The organism is Acinetobacter sp. YH12241 (assembly GCF_013417535.1).
Classification (GTDB): Bacteria; Pseudomonadota; Gammaproteobacteria; order Pseudomonadales; family Moraxellaceae; genus Acinetobacter.
On sequence record NZ_VPDQ01000014.1, the window covers coordinates 25493 to 42926 of the forward strand.

The 17434-nt window shown below is 44.6% G+C and carries 20 protein-coding genes; 10 read left to right on the forward strand and 10 right to left on the reverse strand.

Annotation, left to right across the window (positions count from 1 at the left end; all coding sequences use genetic code 11):
* Positions 1–181: 181 nt before the first annotated feature.
* The 6 genes from FTV18_RS09775 (at position 182) to msrA (ending at position 4557) form a co-directional block, all read left to right on the forward strand.
* Positions 182–673 carry a lipocalin family protein gene (locus tag FTV18_RS09775; protein ID WP_180017833.1) on the forward strand — a complete coding sequence of 164 codons (492 nt, stop codon included), beginning with the start codon at positions 182–184 and terminating at the stop codon, positions 671–673.
* Positions 674–842: 169 nt separating this feature from the next.
* Positions 843–1685: a thymidylate synthase gene (gene thyA, locus FTV18_RS09780; RefSeq protein ID WP_034169878.1), complete on the forward strand. Its 843-nt coding sequence runs from the start codon at positions 843–845 to the stop codon at positions 1683–1685.
* 98 nt (positions 1686–1783) lie between these two features.
* On the forward strand, positions 1784–2296 hold the full coding sequence (dfrA40, locus tag FTV18_RS09785; protein WP_179993111.1) for a trimethoprim-resistant dihydrofolate reductase DfrA40: 513 nt from the start codon (positions 1784–1786) through the stop codon (positions 2294–2296).
* Positions 2297–2322: 26 nt separating this feature from the next.
* Positions 2323–3369, forward strand: a complete 1047-nt coding sequence (locus FTV18_RS09790) for a DUF4105 domain-containing protein (protein WP_166136267.1) — start codon at positions 2323–2325, stop codon at positions 3367–3369.
* 103 nt (positions 3370–3472) lie between these two features.
* Positions 3473–3934 (forward strand): META domain-containing protein, encoded by a 462-nt coding sequence (locus FTV18_RS09795; RefSeq protein ID WP_004781908.1) that lies wholly within the window; start codon positions 3473–3475, stop codon positions 3932–3934.
* Between the two features lie 98 nt (positions 3935–4032).
* Positions 4033–4557 carry a peptide-methionine (S)-S-oxide reductase MsrA gene (gene msrA / locus FTV18_RS09800; RefSeq protein ID WP_180017831.1) on the forward strand — a complete coding sequence of 175 codons (525 nt, stop codon included), beginning with the start codon at positions 4033–4035 and terminating at the stop codon, positions 4555–4557.
* Positions 4558–4645: 88 nt separating this feature from the next.
* Here the strand turns inward: msrA and FTV18_RS09805 are convergent, their stop codons facing one another.
* The 5 genes from FTV18_RS09805 to FTV18_RS09825 all read right to left on the reverse strand — a co-directional run bounded on the left by FTV18_RS09805 (position 4646) and on the right by FTV18_RS09825 (position 8311).
* Positions 4646–5050: a biopolymer transporter ExbD gene (locus FTV18_RS09805; RefSeq protein ID WP_004781905.1), complete on the reverse strand. Its 405-nt coding sequence runs from the start codon at positions 5048–5050 to the stop codon at positions 4646–4648.
* Entirely contained in the window at positions 5050–5673 is a 624-nt protein-coding gene (locus FTV18_RS09810; protein ID WP_034702346.1) for a MotA/TolQ/ExbB proton channel family protein, read from the reverse strand. Before FTV18_RS09810 ends, FTV18_RS09805 begins: the two co-directional genes overlap by 1 nt.
* Positions 5674–5698: 25 nt before the next feature.
* Complete coding sequence (locus FTV18_RS09815) at positions 5699–6469, reverse strand: TonB-dependent receptor (RefSeq protein ID WP_159123617.1); 771 nt, start codon at positions 6467–6469, stop codon at positions 5699–5701.
* Positions 6470–6663: 194 nt separating this feature from the next.
* On the reverse strand, positions 6664–7530 hold the full coding sequence (gene purU, locus FTV18_RS09820) for a formyltetrahydrofolate deformylase (protein WP_180017829.1): 867 nt from the start codon (positions 7528–7530) through the stop codon (positions 6664–6666).
* 61 nt (positions 7531–7591) lie between these two features.
* On the reverse strand, positions 7592–8311 hold the full coding sequence (locus FTV18_RS09825) for a TetR/AcrR family transcriptional regulator (protein ID WP_034580311.1): 720 nt from the start codon (positions 8309–8311) through the stop codon (positions 7592–7594).
* A 114-nt stretch (positions 8312–8425) separates the two neighbouring features.
* On the opposite strand from FTV18_RS09825, the gene FTV18_RS09830 reads away from it, so the two are divergent.
* The 4 genes from FTV18_RS09830 (at position 8426) to FTV18_RS09845 (ending at position 12329) form a co-directional block, all read left to right on the forward strand.
* Complete coding sequence (locus tag FTV18_RS09830) at positions 8426–9874, forward strand: coniferyl aldehyde dehydrogenase (protein ID WP_159123618.1); 1449 nt, start codon at positions 8426–8428, stop codon at positions 9872–9874.
* A gap of 165 nt (positions 9875–10039) precedes the next feature.
* A complete protein-coding gene (gene rpmB / locus FTV18_RS09835) occupies positions 10040–10276 on the forward strand; it encodes a 50S ribosomal protein L28 (RefSeq protein WP_000048256.1) in 237 nt (78 codons plus the stop codon).
* A gap of 16 nt (positions 10277–10292) precedes the next feature.
* Positions 10293–10448 (forward strand): 50S ribosomal protein L33, encoded by a 156-nt coding sequence (gene rpmG / locus FTV18_RS09840; protein ID WP_001205031.1) that lies wholly within the window; start codon positions 10293–10295, stop codon positions 10446–10448.
* A gap of 153 nt (positions 10449–10601) precedes the next feature.
* Positions 10602–12329, forward strand: coding sequence for a cation:proton antiporter (locus FTV18_RS09845; protein WP_159123619.1), 1728 nt, complete (start codon positions 10602–10604; stop codon positions 12327–12329).
* A gap of 198 nt (positions 12330–12527) precedes the next feature.
* On the opposite strand, the gene FTV18_RS09850 is transcribed toward FTV18_RS09845, so the two are convergent.
* From FTV18_RS09850 to FTV18_RS09870, 5 genes are all read right to left on the reverse strand, one after another.
* On the reverse strand, positions 12528–12806 hold the full coding sequence (locus FTV18_RS09850; protein WP_004781893.1) for a hypothetical protein: 279 nt from the start codon (positions 12804–12806) through the stop codon (positions 12528–12530).
* Positions 12807–12910: 104 nt separating this feature from the next.
* Positions 12911–13414: a DUF6586 family protein gene (locus tag FTV18_RS09855; RefSeq protein ID WP_159123620.1), complete on the reverse strand. Its 504-nt coding sequence runs from the start codon at positions 13412–13414 to the stop codon at positions 12911–12913.
* Positions 13415–13623: 209 nt separating this feature from the next.
* The gene (locus tag FTV18_RS09860; protein ID WP_180017827.1) at positions 13624–13875 is read right to left on the reverse strand and encodes an RNA-binding protein; all 252 of its coding nucleotides are present in this window, start codon (positions 13873–13875) and stop codon (positions 13624–13626) included.
* An 83-nt stretch (positions 13876–13958) separates the two neighbouring features.
* Positions 13959–15947, reverse strand: a complete 1989-nt coding sequence (locus tag FTV18_RS09865; RefSeq protein ID WP_180017825.1) for an ATP-dependent helicase — start codon at positions 15945–15947, stop codon at positions 13959–13961.
* Positions 15948–16221: 274 nt separating this feature from the next.
* Positions 16222–17367: a glycerate kinase gene (locus tag FTV18_RS09870; protein ID WP_180017823.1), complete on the reverse strand. Its 1146-nt coding sequence runs from the start codon at positions 17365–17367 to the stop codon at positions 16222–16224.
* Positions 17368–17434: the final 67 nt, after the last annotated feature.

Below are 17434 nucleotides of genomic sequence, written 5' to 3' on the forward strand. Positions count from 1 at the left end.
AATTAGCAGTTCTGCTCAGACTATTTCTAAATCAATATTTGAGCGCCTTTCTGACTAAATCTGTAATTTTACTCACGATAATAAAGTCAACATTTCACTACAGGATTACATCATTCCGGCTAGCAACTCTCGTATTAGACTGATTTAGTAAATTTAAATTGAAATGATGAGGAAGAAAAATATGAGTCATGATGTAAAGACTATTTCAAATTTCAATTTAGAACAATATTTAGGGATCTGGTACGAAATTGCCCGTCTGCCTATGAAACACCAACCTGAAGACAGTACTGATATTTCCGCAGCCTACAGGCTGAATGAAAATGGCACAGTCCGCGTCCAGAACCGTTGTCTGGATGGTGCGGGCAAACTGGATGAATCTATTGGGGAAGCCACCATTGTGGATGCTGAGCATGGGAAACTGGAAGTCAGTTTCTTGCCTGAAGGTTTGCGCTGGGTACCTTTTACCAAAGGGGATTACTGGATTCTCAAACTGGATGACAATTATGAAACTGCATTGGTTGGTGAGCCAAACATGAAATATCTATGGCTCCTGCATCGTAAGCCGACACTGGATGAAGCAACCAAACAGGAATATCTGGCCTATGCTAAATCTCTGGGTTATGACCTGTCTGATCTGATCCATACGGTACATACCGGTAAGCCAACAGCTTAAAAAAGATGATAAAAAAGCATCCATCATGGATGCTTTTTTATGCCCTTTTCTCTTATGTTTAATCATTTTCACTGCTATGCGGAAGTGCTCAAAAAATGTTATGATGAGCGCAATTTTAAATTGCCCAATTCAAAGAAAAGCAATTTGCAACAGATTTTAAGAGAGACCTATGCGCCAATATCTTGACCTTTTACAACATATCCTCGACAACGGCGGCGATAAAGGCGACCGTACCGGCACAGGTACACGCTCGGTATTTGGTCATCAGATGCGCTTTGATCTTTCCAAGGGTTTCCCTTTACTCACCACCAAAAAAGTTCATTTTCGTTCGATCGTGATTGAACTGCTGTGGTTCCTGAAAGGTGATACCCATGTAAAGTATCTTCAGGACAATAAAGTCACCATCTGGGATGAATGGGCAACTGCAGAACAGACTGCACGTTTTGGCCGTCCGGAAGGTGAGCTTGGTCCAGTCTATGGCCATCAATGGCGTAATTTTGGTGCCACTCAAAATGCAGATGGCAGCTACAATCAGGATGGTTTTGACCAGATCAAATGGCTGATCAATGAAATCAAGACCAATCCGAATTCACGCCGTCTGATTGTATCGGGCTGGAATCCGAATGAAGCGAGTCAGGTGGCTTTACCGCCTTGCCATACCCTGTTCCAGTTCTTTGTACATAATGGCAAATTGTCTTGCCAGCTTTATCAACGTAGTGCTGACGTTTTCCTTGGCGTTCCATTTAATATTGCTAGCTATGCTCTATTGACTCATATGATTGCACAGGTGTGTGATCTGGATGTCGGTGATTTTGTCTGGACGGGCGGTGATACGCATTTATATGCCAATCATTTTGAACAGGCCAAACTTCAACTCAGTCGTGAGCCTTTAGGCCTGTGCCAGTTAAAACTGAATCCTGAAGTTAAAGACCTGTTTGATTTCAAATTTGAAGATATTGAAATTGTCGGTTATGAATCACATCCAGGAATTAAAGCACCAGTTGCAGTTTAATTCTGGTTAAGCCCCGGAAAATATTCAAATCCCACTTTGCTTAAAGTGGGATTTTGCATTTTAATAGCAATAATTTTTATCTGTTTTTGAGTATGGGTATGGCATTTCAGGATTTAGAAGTCGTTCATGTCGTGGCAATGGATCAGCAGCGCTGTATTGGTAAAGACAATGATCTGCCTTGGCATATCTCAGCAGATCTCAAGCACTTTAAGGAAATTACCCAGGGTGGCGTGATTGTCATGGGCCGTAAAACGCTTGAGTCGATGGGCCGTGCGCTGCCTAAACGTGTGAACTGGGTGATTACCCGCGATCCTGACTGGTCTTTTGAAGGCGTCAAAGTCGCGCATACGATTGAAGATGCCTTGACTCAAGCCGTGGCCGATGTGCAGACTTCAGAAAAACCGAATGCTATTTTTATTATTGGCGGTGGTGAAATCTTTAAACAGACTCTGGAGATCGCTGATCGTCTGGAACTGACCCATGTTGAACTGGATGTGCAAGGTCACGCCTACTATCCGGAAATTCCGGCCCAGTTCAAAAAAGTTGCATCAGAACAACATATCGATGACAAAACCGGTATTGCATTTGAGTTCGCAACATACAGAAAATAAAGCCTATTTTCTATAAAAGATTGAACATGCAAGGACAAGACCATTCAGAAAAGCATTGGAGCCTGTGGTTATTAGGGAGTCTGTTTAGTGTATTTGTCCTGTGTTCAAGTCTTTGGCTGAGCCTGATGCTCTGGGTGCAACAACCCTTGGGTAAAATTGGCAGCATCATTCTGATCGGTCTCTGGCTTCTATTTGCCTGTGTGGTCTTGGGCATTTATTTCACCAAGCATCTGATTTCCCGCCAGGTGGATACAGTGCTTTATCTGCTAGCCTTTCTGGTCAGCTTACTGGCTTATTTAAGCATAGAACCTCGTCAGGATCGTGACTGGAATCCTGAAGTTTCCCGACTGCTCTCCTATGAGCAGCAAGGCAATCAAGTCACCTTGCACAATATCCGTAATTTTGACTGGCAAGCAGAGGGTCAATATACTGAACGCTGGGAAAGCCGGAGTTTTGATCTAAACGACATTACCGGGGTAAACATTATTACCTCTTACTGGATGGGACCTAAAATTGCCCATACGCTGGTCAGTTTTGATTTTGCCAATCAGAAACCGCTCGCCTTCTCAATCGAAATTCGCAAAGAAAAGGATGAGAAATTTTCTGCTATTGGTGGCTTCTTCCGAAAATATGAACTGAGTTTGGTCGCCTCAGATGAGAAAGATATTGTATATACGCGTAGCAATATTCGTGGTGAGCAGGTTTACTTTTTTCCGGTCAAAATGCCGCAAGCAGAAGCTCAGGCCCTATTTAAAGAATATCTGCGTAAGGCTGATGAACTGGCCAAAGAACCTAAATGGTATAACACCTTGAGCAGTAACTGCACGACGCTGGTCTTTGATATGGCTCAGGCAGTATCTCAACAACAGCTTCCTTCAGATTACCGTCTGCTGGCTTCTGGATATTTACCCGATTATCTATATGATTTAAAAGCGCTAGATCAGCGCTGGGATATACAAACCTGGTATCAGCGTGCACACGTTAATCCACGGGTTAAAGATATCGGTCAGATCTCCAGTCAGGAGTATTCACAACGCCTGCGTCAAGGCCTACCTGAGCCGAGTTCCAGATAATTTTCTAAGCTATCCAACTTAAAGAAAGATACAAAATCAACTGGCATATATTGCATTTTTTTGTTTATATACAAATAGCTAACTCAGAATTAGAGTCTCTCTCATGCTAAAAAAATTAACAGCAATCATGATTTTAGGTTCAGTCTTTGCTATATCAGGTTGTGAAACCGTACCTAGTACCTCATCAGTCAAAACTGAAAATAATTTACAGCTCCTGCAAAATCGCACCTGGATTGTGAACCAGATTGGTAATACCGAAATTACTACAACACCGACAACACGCAATATTCCAAGTCTGCAATTCGATGCAGCGACTCAACGCGTGTCTGGCGCAGATGGCTGTAACCGTATAATGGGCAGCTACACTGCCGGCAAAGACACCCTTAACTTAAGCCAGATGGCGAGTACCGAAATGGCTTGTCTGGATAATGCAGGTCTGGATCAGAAATTTAAGGAGGCACTGAGCAAAGTGACTCATTATCAGGTCTATGGTAAAACCCTGAAATTAATGGACCGTCATGGCAATTTACTCATTCAGTTAGAAAGTGCAGTACAGCCTCGCTAAGTTTTGACTACAAAAAACCTGTGTCGTGCAGGCTTTATATCTTTCATACTCATATGAACATTCAATAATCAGCACTCTACAATGATGAGGACTTAACCATGCAACAAGCACTATTTGGTGGTGGATGCTTTTGGTGTACCGAAGCAATATTTTTACAGCTTCAGGGCGTACAGAAGGTCGTCAGCGGCTATGCGGGTGGACAAAATCCTAATCCGACCTATGAGCAAGTCTGCGGCGGTGATACCAATCATGCCGAAGTGATCCTGATCGATTTCGATGAAAATCAGATTACGTATAGTCAGTTGCTCGAAGTCTTTTTCGCAACCCATGATCCAACGACATTAAACCGTCAGGGCAATGATGTCGGCACGCAGTATCGTTCTGTGATTTATTATTTTAATGATGAGCAGAAAGAAACTGCACAGCTCACAATAGACTCATTGAAAGCTGAAGGATTGAATATTGTGACTGAACTTAGCCCTGCACCGACTTTCTACCCTGCTGAAGAATATCACCAGAATTTCTTTGCCAAGAATCCGAATCAGGGCTACTGTAATTTCGCGATTCCGCCCAAGCTGAACAAATTACAACATAAGTTTATGACGCTGCTTAAAACCCATTAAACTGGTTCTGCTGGATCGAATGCCCTCTTAAATTAAGGCAATAAAAAAGCGACTGAGATCAGTCGCTTTTTTCATTGAGAGCAAAAAATTAATTATCTGTTGCAAAGGCAATATCGCTGAGTCCGGCTCCACTCGCGCGTGACATCACTTGAGCAACGGTGTCATAACGTGATTCTTTATCTGCTTTCAATACGATGGTCGGTTGACGCTGTGCCTGGCTCGCCTCATTGAAACGGGTTTCAAGTTGATCCAGGGTCAGTACATCACCATTCCACGCTACATCACCTTTGGCATTGATGCTGATGGTGACATTTTCAGGTGGTAGGTCAATAATTTCTGCAGTGGTTTGCGGCAAGGTTAATGGAATTGATGGGTTCGCAACGGTCGCTGTCACCAGAAAGATGATCATCAATACCAACATGATGTCGATCAGGGGAATGAGATTCATCTCATTCATGCCTGTATCGTTGTCTTCACCCAATTGAAAAGCCATTAAGCTTGACCTCCAACTAAACTGTCTTGTGTTACTTTCGCATCAGCCTTCTTTGCAGAAGAGTCCTGTTGCAACATGGTGTCAATCAATAAGCTATGTGCGTGATCTTGCAGTTCATTGCTTAAAGTACGGTTAACACGTACACAGATGTTATATGCAAGTACCGCAGGAATCGCCACAGCCAGACCCAGACCGGTCATGATCAGCGCTTCACCCACGGGAGTGGCTACTTGTGCCAGACCTGCCTGACCACTCTTACCCACGGCAACCAGTGCGTGGAAGATCCCCCATACTGTACCGAACAGACCGACAAAGGGTGAAATTGAAGCGATGGTACCCAAGACAGATACACCTTTTTCCGCATTACCTTTTTCTAATGCGATCTGACGCAATAAAGCCTGCTCAGCTACAGCTTTACGTTGTTCAAATGCCAAAGGAGTCATTTTATTTTTCAATTGCCCTAATGCTTTAGATAATTGAGCATAGGCAATCTGTTTAAGTTGGCGAGTGCCCATTAAACGCAGCACAAAAATGGTCCATGTCGCAATCGACATTGCCAATAACACGAAATACAGTGTTTTACTGACTGCATCAGCGTGTTGCCAATAAACTGAAAAGTTCATATTCGAACTCCTAATGGGTTAGCCGTTATTTGGTAATCTGAAAATCGAAAGGCTGTTCCACTCGGGTTGGATAAGCCACACCATTTTCAACATATTTGGTCAGTTGTGCACGACGTACCGCTGATTCAACTTTGCGCGTAACGGCCGGACTACAACTCGAATTTCGTGCGGTCGCAGAGACCACTTTCCCCTGCTCATTTGCAGATACATCCACCACTAATGAACAGGCTGATTTTAATTCTCCTGCCGAGAGCGACACTTTTGGTGCACGCTGCCAAGATACGCCGCCGCCAATTGCCACACTTTTCGGTGCTGGCGGTGCAGGTGGAGTCGGCGGTGCGACAGGTACTGGTGGCGCAACCGGCGCAGGTGCCACTTTTTTAGTTTCAGTCACGACCGCAGGAACCACTGGACTTGGTGCCGGTTTGGCTTCAACTGGCGGTGCAGTAACAGGTTTAGGCGTTTCTGCTTTTTTCACCTGCTCAATTTTTTCTACTTTTTTGGGTGGCGGTGGCAGCGGTTTTTCTACAATTTTAACTTCTTTCGGCTTTGGTGGCTCTTGTTTAGGCTCTGGCGGCTTTGGCTTCGGTGGTAAAGGTTTTGGGGCTTCCTGAAGTTTGACGAAACGAACCTTTAAAGGTTCTTTATCGACCTGTTTCAGTTCAGGTGCTTCCATCTGGCTGACTGCCCATAAGAGACCCACGTGTCCAACCAGAACCGCCGCCAGAATAGAAACGACTTTCTTTTTCATCTGATTTGACGGTGGTGGTGTCATGGGAGCAGCAACTTGACTCATTAAATCTATTTACCTCGAAGAGATGATGCGAAACAAACTATCAAGCTCATCGGTTAGCACAATTAAAGTACGCCAATAATAAATGAGAAGTGTTTTCATTTGCAACTACTAATCCCACTTTTCTCCATTATTTTTGTTTCAAACAAAAAAAGGCATACTTAAAGTATGCCTTTTTTAAACCGAGATGCAAGCGCTTATTGGAACACGACAGTTTTATTGCCGTCGACAATCACACGGTCTTCCAGATGCCATCTCACTGCACGTGCCAGCACATTACGTTCAACATCCTGACCCAATTCACGCAGCTGTTCAACAGTAAAGTCATGGTTCACACGCTCTACATCCTGCTCGATGATTGGACCCTGATCCAGATCAGCTGTCACATAGTGTGCAGTTGCACCGATCAGTTTTACACCTTTGTCATAAGCCTGTTTGTAAGGATTAGCACCCACGAACGCTGGCAGGAATGAATGGTGAATATTGATCACTTTCATTTCCCATTTACTTACGAACTCTTCATCGAGAATCTGCATATAACGGGCTAATACCAGCAGATCGTTGCCCTGCATCAGTTCATCAATCTGTGCATAGGCTTCACGTTTGTTCTCTTTGGTCACAGGAACCACTTCAAACGGAATACCAAAGTTTTCTACTGATTCACGTAGAGTTTCGTGGTTAGATACCACTTTAGTGATTTCACATGGCAGACCGCCGCGTGCATGACGCCATAGCAGTTCAAGCAATGCATGGTCGACTTTAGAAACCAGAATACCGACCTTCTTCACATCACTGACCAGTGCCAGACGCCAGTGCATGCCATAGCGCTCTGCAACATTGCCAGCAAAAGTCTGCAACAGGCTTTCTTTACGGCTTTGCAGGTTATCCAGTTCAAACTCAACACGCATGAAGTAACGTCCGCCCTGCGCTGCTGTCGCGTATTGATCAAGCGCCGTAATGTTGGCACCCTGATGATACAAGAAGCTTGAAACAGCCTGCACGATGCCTGGCTTGTCTTCACAAGTAATCAATAAACGTGCGGTATTAGCAGTCGTCATATCCATGTTGGTTAAGGTCACTAATTAGTTAAATTAAAAAAATAAGCCGAGTATTCTAACGCGTTTCTTAGATATTCTGAATAGTTTGTTCAGATTCAGGCGGTTTAGGCGACGACAGACTGGCAAACAGCTCTGAAGAACCGAACGAGTTAAGTAAGCTTTCATACGTCTGACGGCTTTCACCACGCAGATAAGCACCTTCCAGGAACACCATCTGACGCAGTGCCTGCCAGACCCATTTTTCTTCCAGAGTGTTGGAATCGGTAATATGACCCGACATATACAGGAAGTTGGTCCAGTTGGTCAGCACGATCCAGAGGTTAATGATCAGCGCTTCAATTTCTGAATCGGTCATTTCCATCAGGCCGGCATTTACGAAGGCTTTATAAATTTTTTGTCCCTGCTGCATCACCTGTCCGGCAAAACGCGGATAAAGCTTGCGGAAATCTTCGTTATTTTCGACCAGATGGTATACATCACGGTGCAGAAAACGATAAGCCCAAAGCTGACTGCTCAGTACCTGAAAATAATGAATCTTGTCATTGGCATCCAGAGCACGGTCTTCCGGAAGTGCCAGCATTTCCAGCGTCTGATGCTGATACTGCTCCATCAGTTCCTTGATAATTTCATTTTTATTACGGAAATGGTAATACAGATTACCCGGACTCATGCCGAGTTCAGCAGCAATATGGTTGGTGGTTACAGATCGTTCGCCACGTTCATTAAACAACTGCAAGCTGAGCTGTAAGATACGCTCTTTGGTTTTTAACGTTTTGGTTTGGGACATCCTAAAATAACCATTCAGTTCATGCATTAGTAGACTAACACACAAAGTAACTTGACTAATTAGAGTATTTGCTCTAAAAATTAATTAATCGATTTTGAATAATGGTAGTGCGGCATGAACAGTCACACAAAAACAACTTCAATGACACCACATTTTCTTGATAGCCAGCACCTCAATGAAATTCTGGCTCAACAAAAACACGCCTACTTACGCTACCCACTGCCGACTGCAAAGGAACGTATCGATCGTTTAGCTCGGCTTAAGCGTATCTTAGTTAAGTATCAAGATCAATTTGCCGATGCAATTAATCAAGACTATGGTAACCGCTCTATCGGGGAAACCAAAATTGGCGAGTTACTGACTTGTCTTGAACATATTAAATATTACAGCAAAAACCTGACCGGCTGGATGAAACCGTCCAAGCGTCATGTCGGTATTATTCACCAGCCGGCAAAAGCCTGGGTACAGTATCAACCTCTAGGCGTGATCGGCATCATCGCACCGTGGAACTACCCTTTATTATTATCCATTGGTCCTCTGATCTGTGCGTTAGCTGCGGGCAACCATGCCATGATCAAAATTTCCAGTTCATCGGCTGCTTTTGGCAAGGTACTGGAAAAAGCCTTAGCTGAAGCCTTTCCTAAAGAACTGGTTGCCGTGGTGAATGGTGGCGGTACGGTATCTGATGCCTTCTGCCGACTGGCTTTTGACAAGATGATTTTTACCGGCTCAACGGCTGTGGGTAAAACCGTGATGGCAGCAGCTGCGGAAAATCTGGTACCTGTGATTCTGGAACTGGGTGGCAAATCCCCTGTACTAGTGCATCCATCCATTGACCTGCGTGATGTAGCTCAGCGTATTGCCGTGGGCAAGCTCTGGAATGCGGGCCAAACCTGCGTGGCACCGGATTATATGTTCCTGCCGCGTGGCAAAACTGCCGAGTTTATCGATCATTTTAAAGCCTGTGTCGAAAGCATGTATCCGGACATCAGCCATAATCAGGATTACACCTCGATTATCAATGACAAGCAGTACAATCGTTTGCAAGGTTATCTGGATGATGCCCGTGAGCAAGGCGCGCAGATTATTGAAATCAATCCACGTAATGAATCGCCAGCAGACCTGCGTAAAATTGCACCGACCATCGTGACCAATGTTATGCCAAGCATGCAGATCATGCAGCATGAAATCTTTGGGCCGCTCCTGCCGATCATGGAATATGATCAAATTGACGACGTTATCGACTTTATTAATAGCCGTCCGCGTCCACTTGCATTATACTATTTCGACTTTGATCAGGCGCGTGCTGATTATGTCGCACAGCGTACCCATTCAGGGCATTTCGGGCAAAACACTGTATTAACCCATGTCGCACAGGATGACCTGCCATTTGGTGGTGTCGGTGCTTCCGGTATGGGTAAATATCATGGGCCAGAAGGCTTCTTCAGTTTGTCGCATGAACGGTCTGTAATGTCGAATCCTAAGCTGTATAGCTTGAAATACATTCTGCCTCCGTTTAATAAGCCGATCCATAAGCTGATTTCGAAGACACTTCTTCGATAAATGATCAAGGCATGAGCTATCACACGGGCTCATGCTTCGTTTTAGACAAAATCGCTTGTCTTTTAAGCGCATTTTTGATATAAAACGCCCCTTGAATGAATTCAATCCGTTTATTTTTGACTGGCCATACAGATTTGCTGTTGGCTAAATCAATGGAGTTACACCATGTCTAAGGTTTGCCAAGTTACCGGCAAGCGTCCAGTCGTTGGTAACAACGTCTCACACGCCAACAACAAAACTAAGCGCCGGTTCGAGCCGAACCTGCACCACCACCGTTTCTGGTTAGAAAGCGAAAAACGTTTTGTACGTCTTCGTTTAACCACTAAAGGTATGCGTATTATCGACAAATTGGGCATTGAAAAGGTTGTTGCTGACCTTCGTGCTCAAGGTCAAAAGATCTAAGTAAGGAGTCAGGACAATGCGTGATAAGATTCGCTTAGTTTCTTCAGCTGGTACAGGTTATTTCTATACCACTACTAAGAACAAACGTACTATGCCGGAAAAAATGGAAATCAAAAAATTTGATCCAAAAATCCGTCAACACGTAATCTTCAAAGAAGCTAAAATCAAATAATTTTAGTTTTTTGAAAAAAGCGACCTTCCCGGTCGTTTTTTTTTGCATTTTTTTTATGCGGCTTGATAAACTTTCTGTTTCTTCTGGCATTTTCTGTGCTTATTTCCCATAAAAAACTGAAATTTCATAAAATTTATTTTAAAGGAGTGTTTAGTGCCACATGACGTAGAGCTCATTATCCTGTTAGCTGTCGGTTTTGGCTTGGCCCTGGTTTTTGGCTATATCGCTGCACGTCTACGCCTTCCCCCACTGATTGGTTATCTGGTTGCCGGGATTCTGATTAGCCCGAACACCCCAGGCGTGGTTGGAGATGTGCATCTGGCGAACCAGCTGGCCGAACTTGGCGTCATGTTCCTGATGTTTGGTGTCGGGATGCACTTTTCTCTGAATGACCTGATGCAGGTCAGGCGTATTGCCTTGCCGGGTGCAGTCTTGCAGATTGCAGTCGCGACACTGCTCGGGGTCGGGGTCTCCATGCTCTGGGGCTGGAATTTTGGCTCTGCCTTGATCTTTGGCTTAAGCCTGTCCTGTGCCAGTACCGTCGTGCTTCTCAAAGCCCTAGGGGATCGTGGCCTGCTCGAATCCATTAACGGGAAAATTGCAGTCGGCTGGCTTCTGGTTGAAGATCTGGTCATGGTGCTGGCACTGGTATTATTACCCGCAACTGCAGTACTTCTCGGTGGTCAGGCACTGGAAGGTAGTAGTAGCGATCAGAATGTCTGGATCACCTTAGGCATTACCTTGCTCAAAGTAGCCGGCTTTATTGCTTTCATGCTGATTATTGGTAAACGTTTAGTGCCAATGATCATGCAGGTGGTGGCACGTTTAGGCTCACGTGAGCTATTTACCTTAACCGTCGTAGCTGCAGCCGTATCGATTGCCTTTGGGGCTTATAAGGTCTTTGGCGTATCCATGGCACTCGGTGCGTTCTTTGCCGGGATGGTAGTGAAAGAGTCTGACTTCAGCCACCGTGCCGAAGAAGAAACCTTACCGCTGCGTGAAATCTTCTCGATTCTGTTCTTTGTGTCCGTCGGTATGCTGTTTGATCCGCGTATCCTGATGGATCAGCCACTTCATGTGTTGGCGGTGCTCGGTATTATCATGATTGGTAAAACCATCGCAGCGATGGCACTGGTGCTGTTCTTCCGCTACCCAATCAATACGGCACTCACCGTCGGTGCATCTCTGGCACAAATCGGTGAATTCTCTTTTATTCTGGCCGCACTTGGTGTATCGCTAAATCTATTGTCACTCGATGGACAAAACCTGATTCTGGCGGGTGCCCTGATTTCGATTACCCTGAACTCGTTTATTTTCTCAGCAGTAGAACCGGTACAAAAATGGATCCGCGAACGTTCGTCTCTGGCGCGCTTATTGGAGCGTAGTGGTGATCCGCTTGCCATGCTACCGGATGAGGTCTCGCAGGACTATCTGCGTGATCAGGTGGTGATTGTGGGGCATGGTGAAGTCGGTCGTCGAATTACCTTATCTCTAATGGAGCAAGATATTAAGGTAGTCATTGCCGAAGAAAACCGTGAGATCGTAGAGAACTTGCGTAAAAAAGGCATTGCGGCAGTTTCTGGTGTCGCAACTGAACCCGGTGTGTTGATTCAGGCTCACATTCAGCATGCACGTCTATTGGTGATCTCACCGATGGATATTATTGATATCCATAAAATCGTGGATATTGCCAAGACCCTAAACCCTGCTATTCAGATCCTGCTATGTGCGGAAAGCAAGGAAGAAGCCGAAGTGATTCGCCGTGACAATATTGGCGAGGTGTACTATGCCAAAGAGGAAATGGCGAGAAATATGAGCAATCATATTTTGAACCAGATCGAGATTGCGCATAACCATCCGCCTACGCATTATTCAGGCTGATTTCTTAAAGAAGTTGTCAGAATTGGCAACTTCTTTTTTTTGATTGAACTGGAATTTATCAGATCGCTAAACCATAAAATTTCAAATTGCGTCTCTAATCTAACCGACTTAATTTTTCTCTTATTCTCTATTTTTTCATTTGATAAAAACAAAAAAAGCACACTTCAAGTGTGCTTTTCTGCTCGCTAGGGTAGCAATTTAGCTCATATATTTTGGCTCTTCATCCACAACTTCAGCTTGCCATTCATTAACCTGCTGTTCCAGCAAACCATATAAAGCGGCCTGAATCATGTGTTGTGCAATCACAGGCGTTTGATCACCCAACAGGGCTTTGACCTCGTCATTAAACTGAATCATGACTAATGGCTGTTTTTTTGAGCCCGCATTTCGTAATGCCAACGCGCCACCTTCAAGTTGAACGAGTTCCAAAATCGCGTCTTGATTACCAAATAAATCTTTCAACTGTTCTATAGACATATATCCTCCATGTTCAACATGGTGGCAAAGAGCGATTGCACTTTGCATCATTAGAGTAATTGATATAGGGTTAATAATCGCAATTTCAAGTACAGCTGATCAGATTAAAATTCAACCATCTCATTACGAAAACCATCAATAAGCTGCGTCAGGTCACGATGCCATTCTCGTAATATAGCAGTATCAGGTAACCAGGCTTGTGGTGTCTGTGTGACTTTAATGATGAGATTTGAAGAAGTTTCGTCTTCGGGTTGTGGCGAACTTGGCTCTGGCGCATATTGGCAGAGACGGTAAGCACGTTTCAGTTCAGCAAGAAAACCATCTTTGGATAAATGCTGTAATACGGTCACTTCAGGTGATACCTGCCCCTTAGCCGCCATAAGCTCTTCAATCGATTTCAGCGTCGGGCTCAAGTCATTCAGACGGTAATAGCGTACCAGTTCCTGCAAAAAGGCCAGCAGCGCCCCATGCAGATGGAATACGGCAGCTTCACGATGAGCTTGTGCCTGCTGCACATGATCAGTCTGTTCAGCCTGCTGACAGGCCATACGGGCGAAATAAAGTTTTTGATTGGTACGGTCCGCATGATAGCGAGCAACTCGTGTCATCGAGATTTCCTAAGCATTAAAACAAATTTTGGCTCTTATAAAGTAAAACGTCCGCTCGCATTACGCAATGCAAGATTGTCTACGCTGTCGATCTATTCTGCATGATCTTGATACTTCAGACTGCTGATATTAACCCTTCAGTAAAAATCTAGGCCTTTTTAAAGGCAAAAAAAAGAGCATCATACATGCTCTTTTTTATCAGCTGTTATTTAAGCCTGTGGCTTTTCTTCAGCTTGCTTCACACGAATCCCCTGACCATGCAGGCGCAGTGTATTTAAACCTTTAATCGCTTTAACAGCTTCACGGCCATGTGGCATTTCTACAAAGGCAAAACCTTTAGACTTGCCTGTTTCTGCATGCATGACCAGCGTACAAGACTCAACAGTACCATATTGCTGAAACAGGGTCAGCAATTCAGCTTCTGTTACAGTGCGCGCCAAGTTACGAACTAAAATTTTCATCGGATAACCTTAAGAAGATAGGCAAAAATAATCAAAAAGCACGTGCCTACTCTACTTTTTGCGTCAAACCCAGAAGGGATAGTTTAATCGAGATCAATCCCAAAATCTAAATTAATCGACTGGCGCTCAATTAAAGCACTTTTCACAGTCTGTTGACGGGTTTTGTAATGAGTTTCTGTGACACATAAATTGCGGGTCAAATCATTGAGAAAATAGCTTTCAATTTTACGCCCCTGCTCATCTACCGTTTCACGCGCCCAGTGATTCAGGTTTTGCTTGGTCAGAATCAGTTCATTCTGTGCACGAGTCAGCGCCACATACAATACACGCCGCTCTTCCTCGACATCATCAAAATCCCCTTGCGCCCGTGCATGCGGATATTGTCCCGGCGTAACATTAGCCACATAACAGACTTTCTGTTCCGTACCCTTGGCCGAGTGAATGGTAATGAGGGTCACCACATCCGTATCCGACTGGCGTTCAATTTCGGAAATAGAGACCGGATCGAGCACATACTCTTCCAGAAACTCACTCACTTGAGCATGCTTGGAAGCCAGCTGTTTTACCAATTCAAAATCTCCCTGACGGCGATTCCAGTCTTTTTTATAGTTCTCGGCCAGTTGTGCTTCAATGGCTTGGACTGCCAGACCAACACAGGCCTGTACTTCGGTTTTGAGTACCGCCATTTGCTTCATAATCAGAATGGTTTCCAGTGGAATCTTGCCAAATTTTTTTAGCTTGTCGGCAATGATATCCATCTCTGGCTCAGCTAAAAGCTGCTGAGACAGCTTACTCGCCCCGACATCACCCACACCATTCCATAAGGTCAAAAAGCGCATCCAGGCAATATCATCCAGAGGATTCGCCACCACACGCAACAGGCTGAGCAGATCTTTCACATGCGCAGTTTCTAACAGTTTCATCCCGCCGATGAATCGATACGGAACATTGGCCGCGATACAAGCTGCTTCAATATGTCGCGCTGCATAACTGGAACGTACCAGCACCATATGATCGGACCATTTGCTGCCTTGCAGATAATGGCGCTCTTTAATATCAATCGCGATCCATTTCGCTTCATCAAACTCGTTCGGGAAAATGTGCATCTTTGGCTTGATGCCTTCACCACGATGCGCATCCAGCCGCTTGTCATATTTAATTTCGGACTGATCCAGCAGCCAGTTAGACAGATCAAGGATTTCCTGAGTTGAACGATAATTTTTTTCTAGTTTAAAAATCTGGGCATCCGGTACACGTTCCTTGAAATGGTGAATATTTTCAAAATCGGCACCACGGAAACCATAAATTGACTGGGCATCATCTCCAACACAGAACAGGCTAATATGTTCTTTGAGAGGTTCGAGTAATGCCCATTGCAGTGGGTTAGTATCCTGCATTTCATCCACCAGCATATGCCGACAAATTGAGGACACATATTCCACTAGCCCTTCAGACTGTGCCAAAGCAGTCGCCACCACAGCGAGGATATCGTCATAATCCAGAAAACTACGCGCACGCTTACGCGCTTCATATTCCTTCATAATGTCGGCAATCTGGTCTTTGAGTGCCAGATATTCTGGCATCTGCTTTTCCAAAGCCAGACTCAGTTTCTGCCGGGTATTCCGCGCAAAGGAATATAAATCACAGAGTTCCTGTGGCTTCGGCAAGTAATTTGGATTTTTCTTGTCATCACGCCCACGAATCAGGCGGAACATCATCAGCTGATCATCACGGTCAATAATTGAAAACTGTTCCAGTCCAAAAGCCTTTGGAATCCGGCGCAGCAGATACATACAGAAGGTATGAAACGTTGATGCACGTAAGCCTTTGGCCTGTTCACCGAGTGCCAGTTCCACCCGTGCCACGATTTCACTCGCCGCACGACGTGTAAAGGTCAGAATCTGAATTTGATTCGCTGGTACGCCTTGATCAATCAGATAAGCTGCACGTGCCACGATAGTTTTGGTCTTGCCACAGCCTGCCCCAGCCAAAACCAAACTGTGCTTTGCTTCTGTTGTCGCAGCTTGCTTTTGTTGCGGATTTAATTCATCTATCAGGGAGGCTAAACTCATGGTCACTCATCTTTTTGTGGATAGATGTAGTTTAACAGAGCTGTTCCTAGAAAACGTATCCTCAATATTCTAGAAAGCATTTGATTCCGGCCAGGCGGCATGGATGCCGCCGTTATTCAGTGATGCAGGGATGCATCATCTGAATAACACTGGAGTTTGGTTACTTTGCTCCGTCAAAGTAACAATGTACCTACGTAACCCGCACGCATAAGTTTAGTAAACCGTAAATGAGGTCGTGCATTAAGCTAAGTTAGCTCATAAAAATTTATCTATCTTATTGTTCAAACTTTATTTTAATTTCTTTCATAACACGAGCACACGCTTGCTCTAGGTTTTGCTCAGCATCTTTTAATGCTTCTTCCAATAAATAATCTGGTGGATTAATCCCGACAATCTGACTAAAACCAACCTGATACAGTGACTCAATCCCCTCACCGACCAAACCTGCAAACGCAATTACCGGTTTATTTAATTGCTGGGCGACCTGAGCCACACCAAATGGTGTTTTTCCTAAAGCAGTCTGATGATCAATCTTGCCCTCGCCAGTGAAAACATAATCTACATTCGCAATTTTTTGTGCCAGTTTATTCTGTTCCATAATTAACGCTACACCGGATTGCAGCTTTGCTCCTGCAAACGCCATCAGCCCAAAACCTAACCCACCGGCTGCACCAGCACCTGGAATGTTTCTTTTAGAAATACCTAAACCTGCTTCAACCAGATCAGCAAAATGACTTAGATTTCGATCCAGTTGTTGCACCATTTCCGATGTTGCACCTTTCTGCGGCCCAAAGATCGCTGAAGCACCATTCGACCCACAGAGCGGATTATTCACATCTGAAGCGATCAAGATTTCCGTATTGTTTAAACGAGCATCGAGTTGGGAAAAATCAATTTGATCAATCTGATCCAGATTACCACCACAGACCTGAATTGATTCTCCCGCAGTATTTAAGAATCGGGCTCCCAAAGCCTGAGCCATACCGGCACCACCGTCATTGGTAACACTACCACCGAGCCCAATAATGATTTTCTTTACGCCAAGATCTAGCGCCTGTTTGATCATTTCCCCTGTGCCATAAGTCGAGGTCAACATGGGATTACGCCGAGTAGCTTCGAGCAGATGAATGCCATTGGCCTTGGCCATTTCAATCACTACGGTCTGACCTGCATTAACCAATCCAAAATAAGTTCCGATCGACTGACTGGCTAATGGCCCTGTAACTCGGCACGTTACTCGTTCACCCTTTAGACTTGAGATTAATGCATCTACAGTTCCCTCACCACCATCTGCCATGGGTACAGTAATACAATTTGCGTCAGGAAAAACCTGCAAAATACCACGCTGCATCGCCTGACAGGCCTGCTCAGCAGTCATACTTTCCTTAAAAGAATCTGGCGCTAGAACAAAGGTTTTCATGAATATGATCGGCCGCGTGATAGGTTTTATACTAATTTGAAGTGCATACCCATCTTACAGGCAAAGC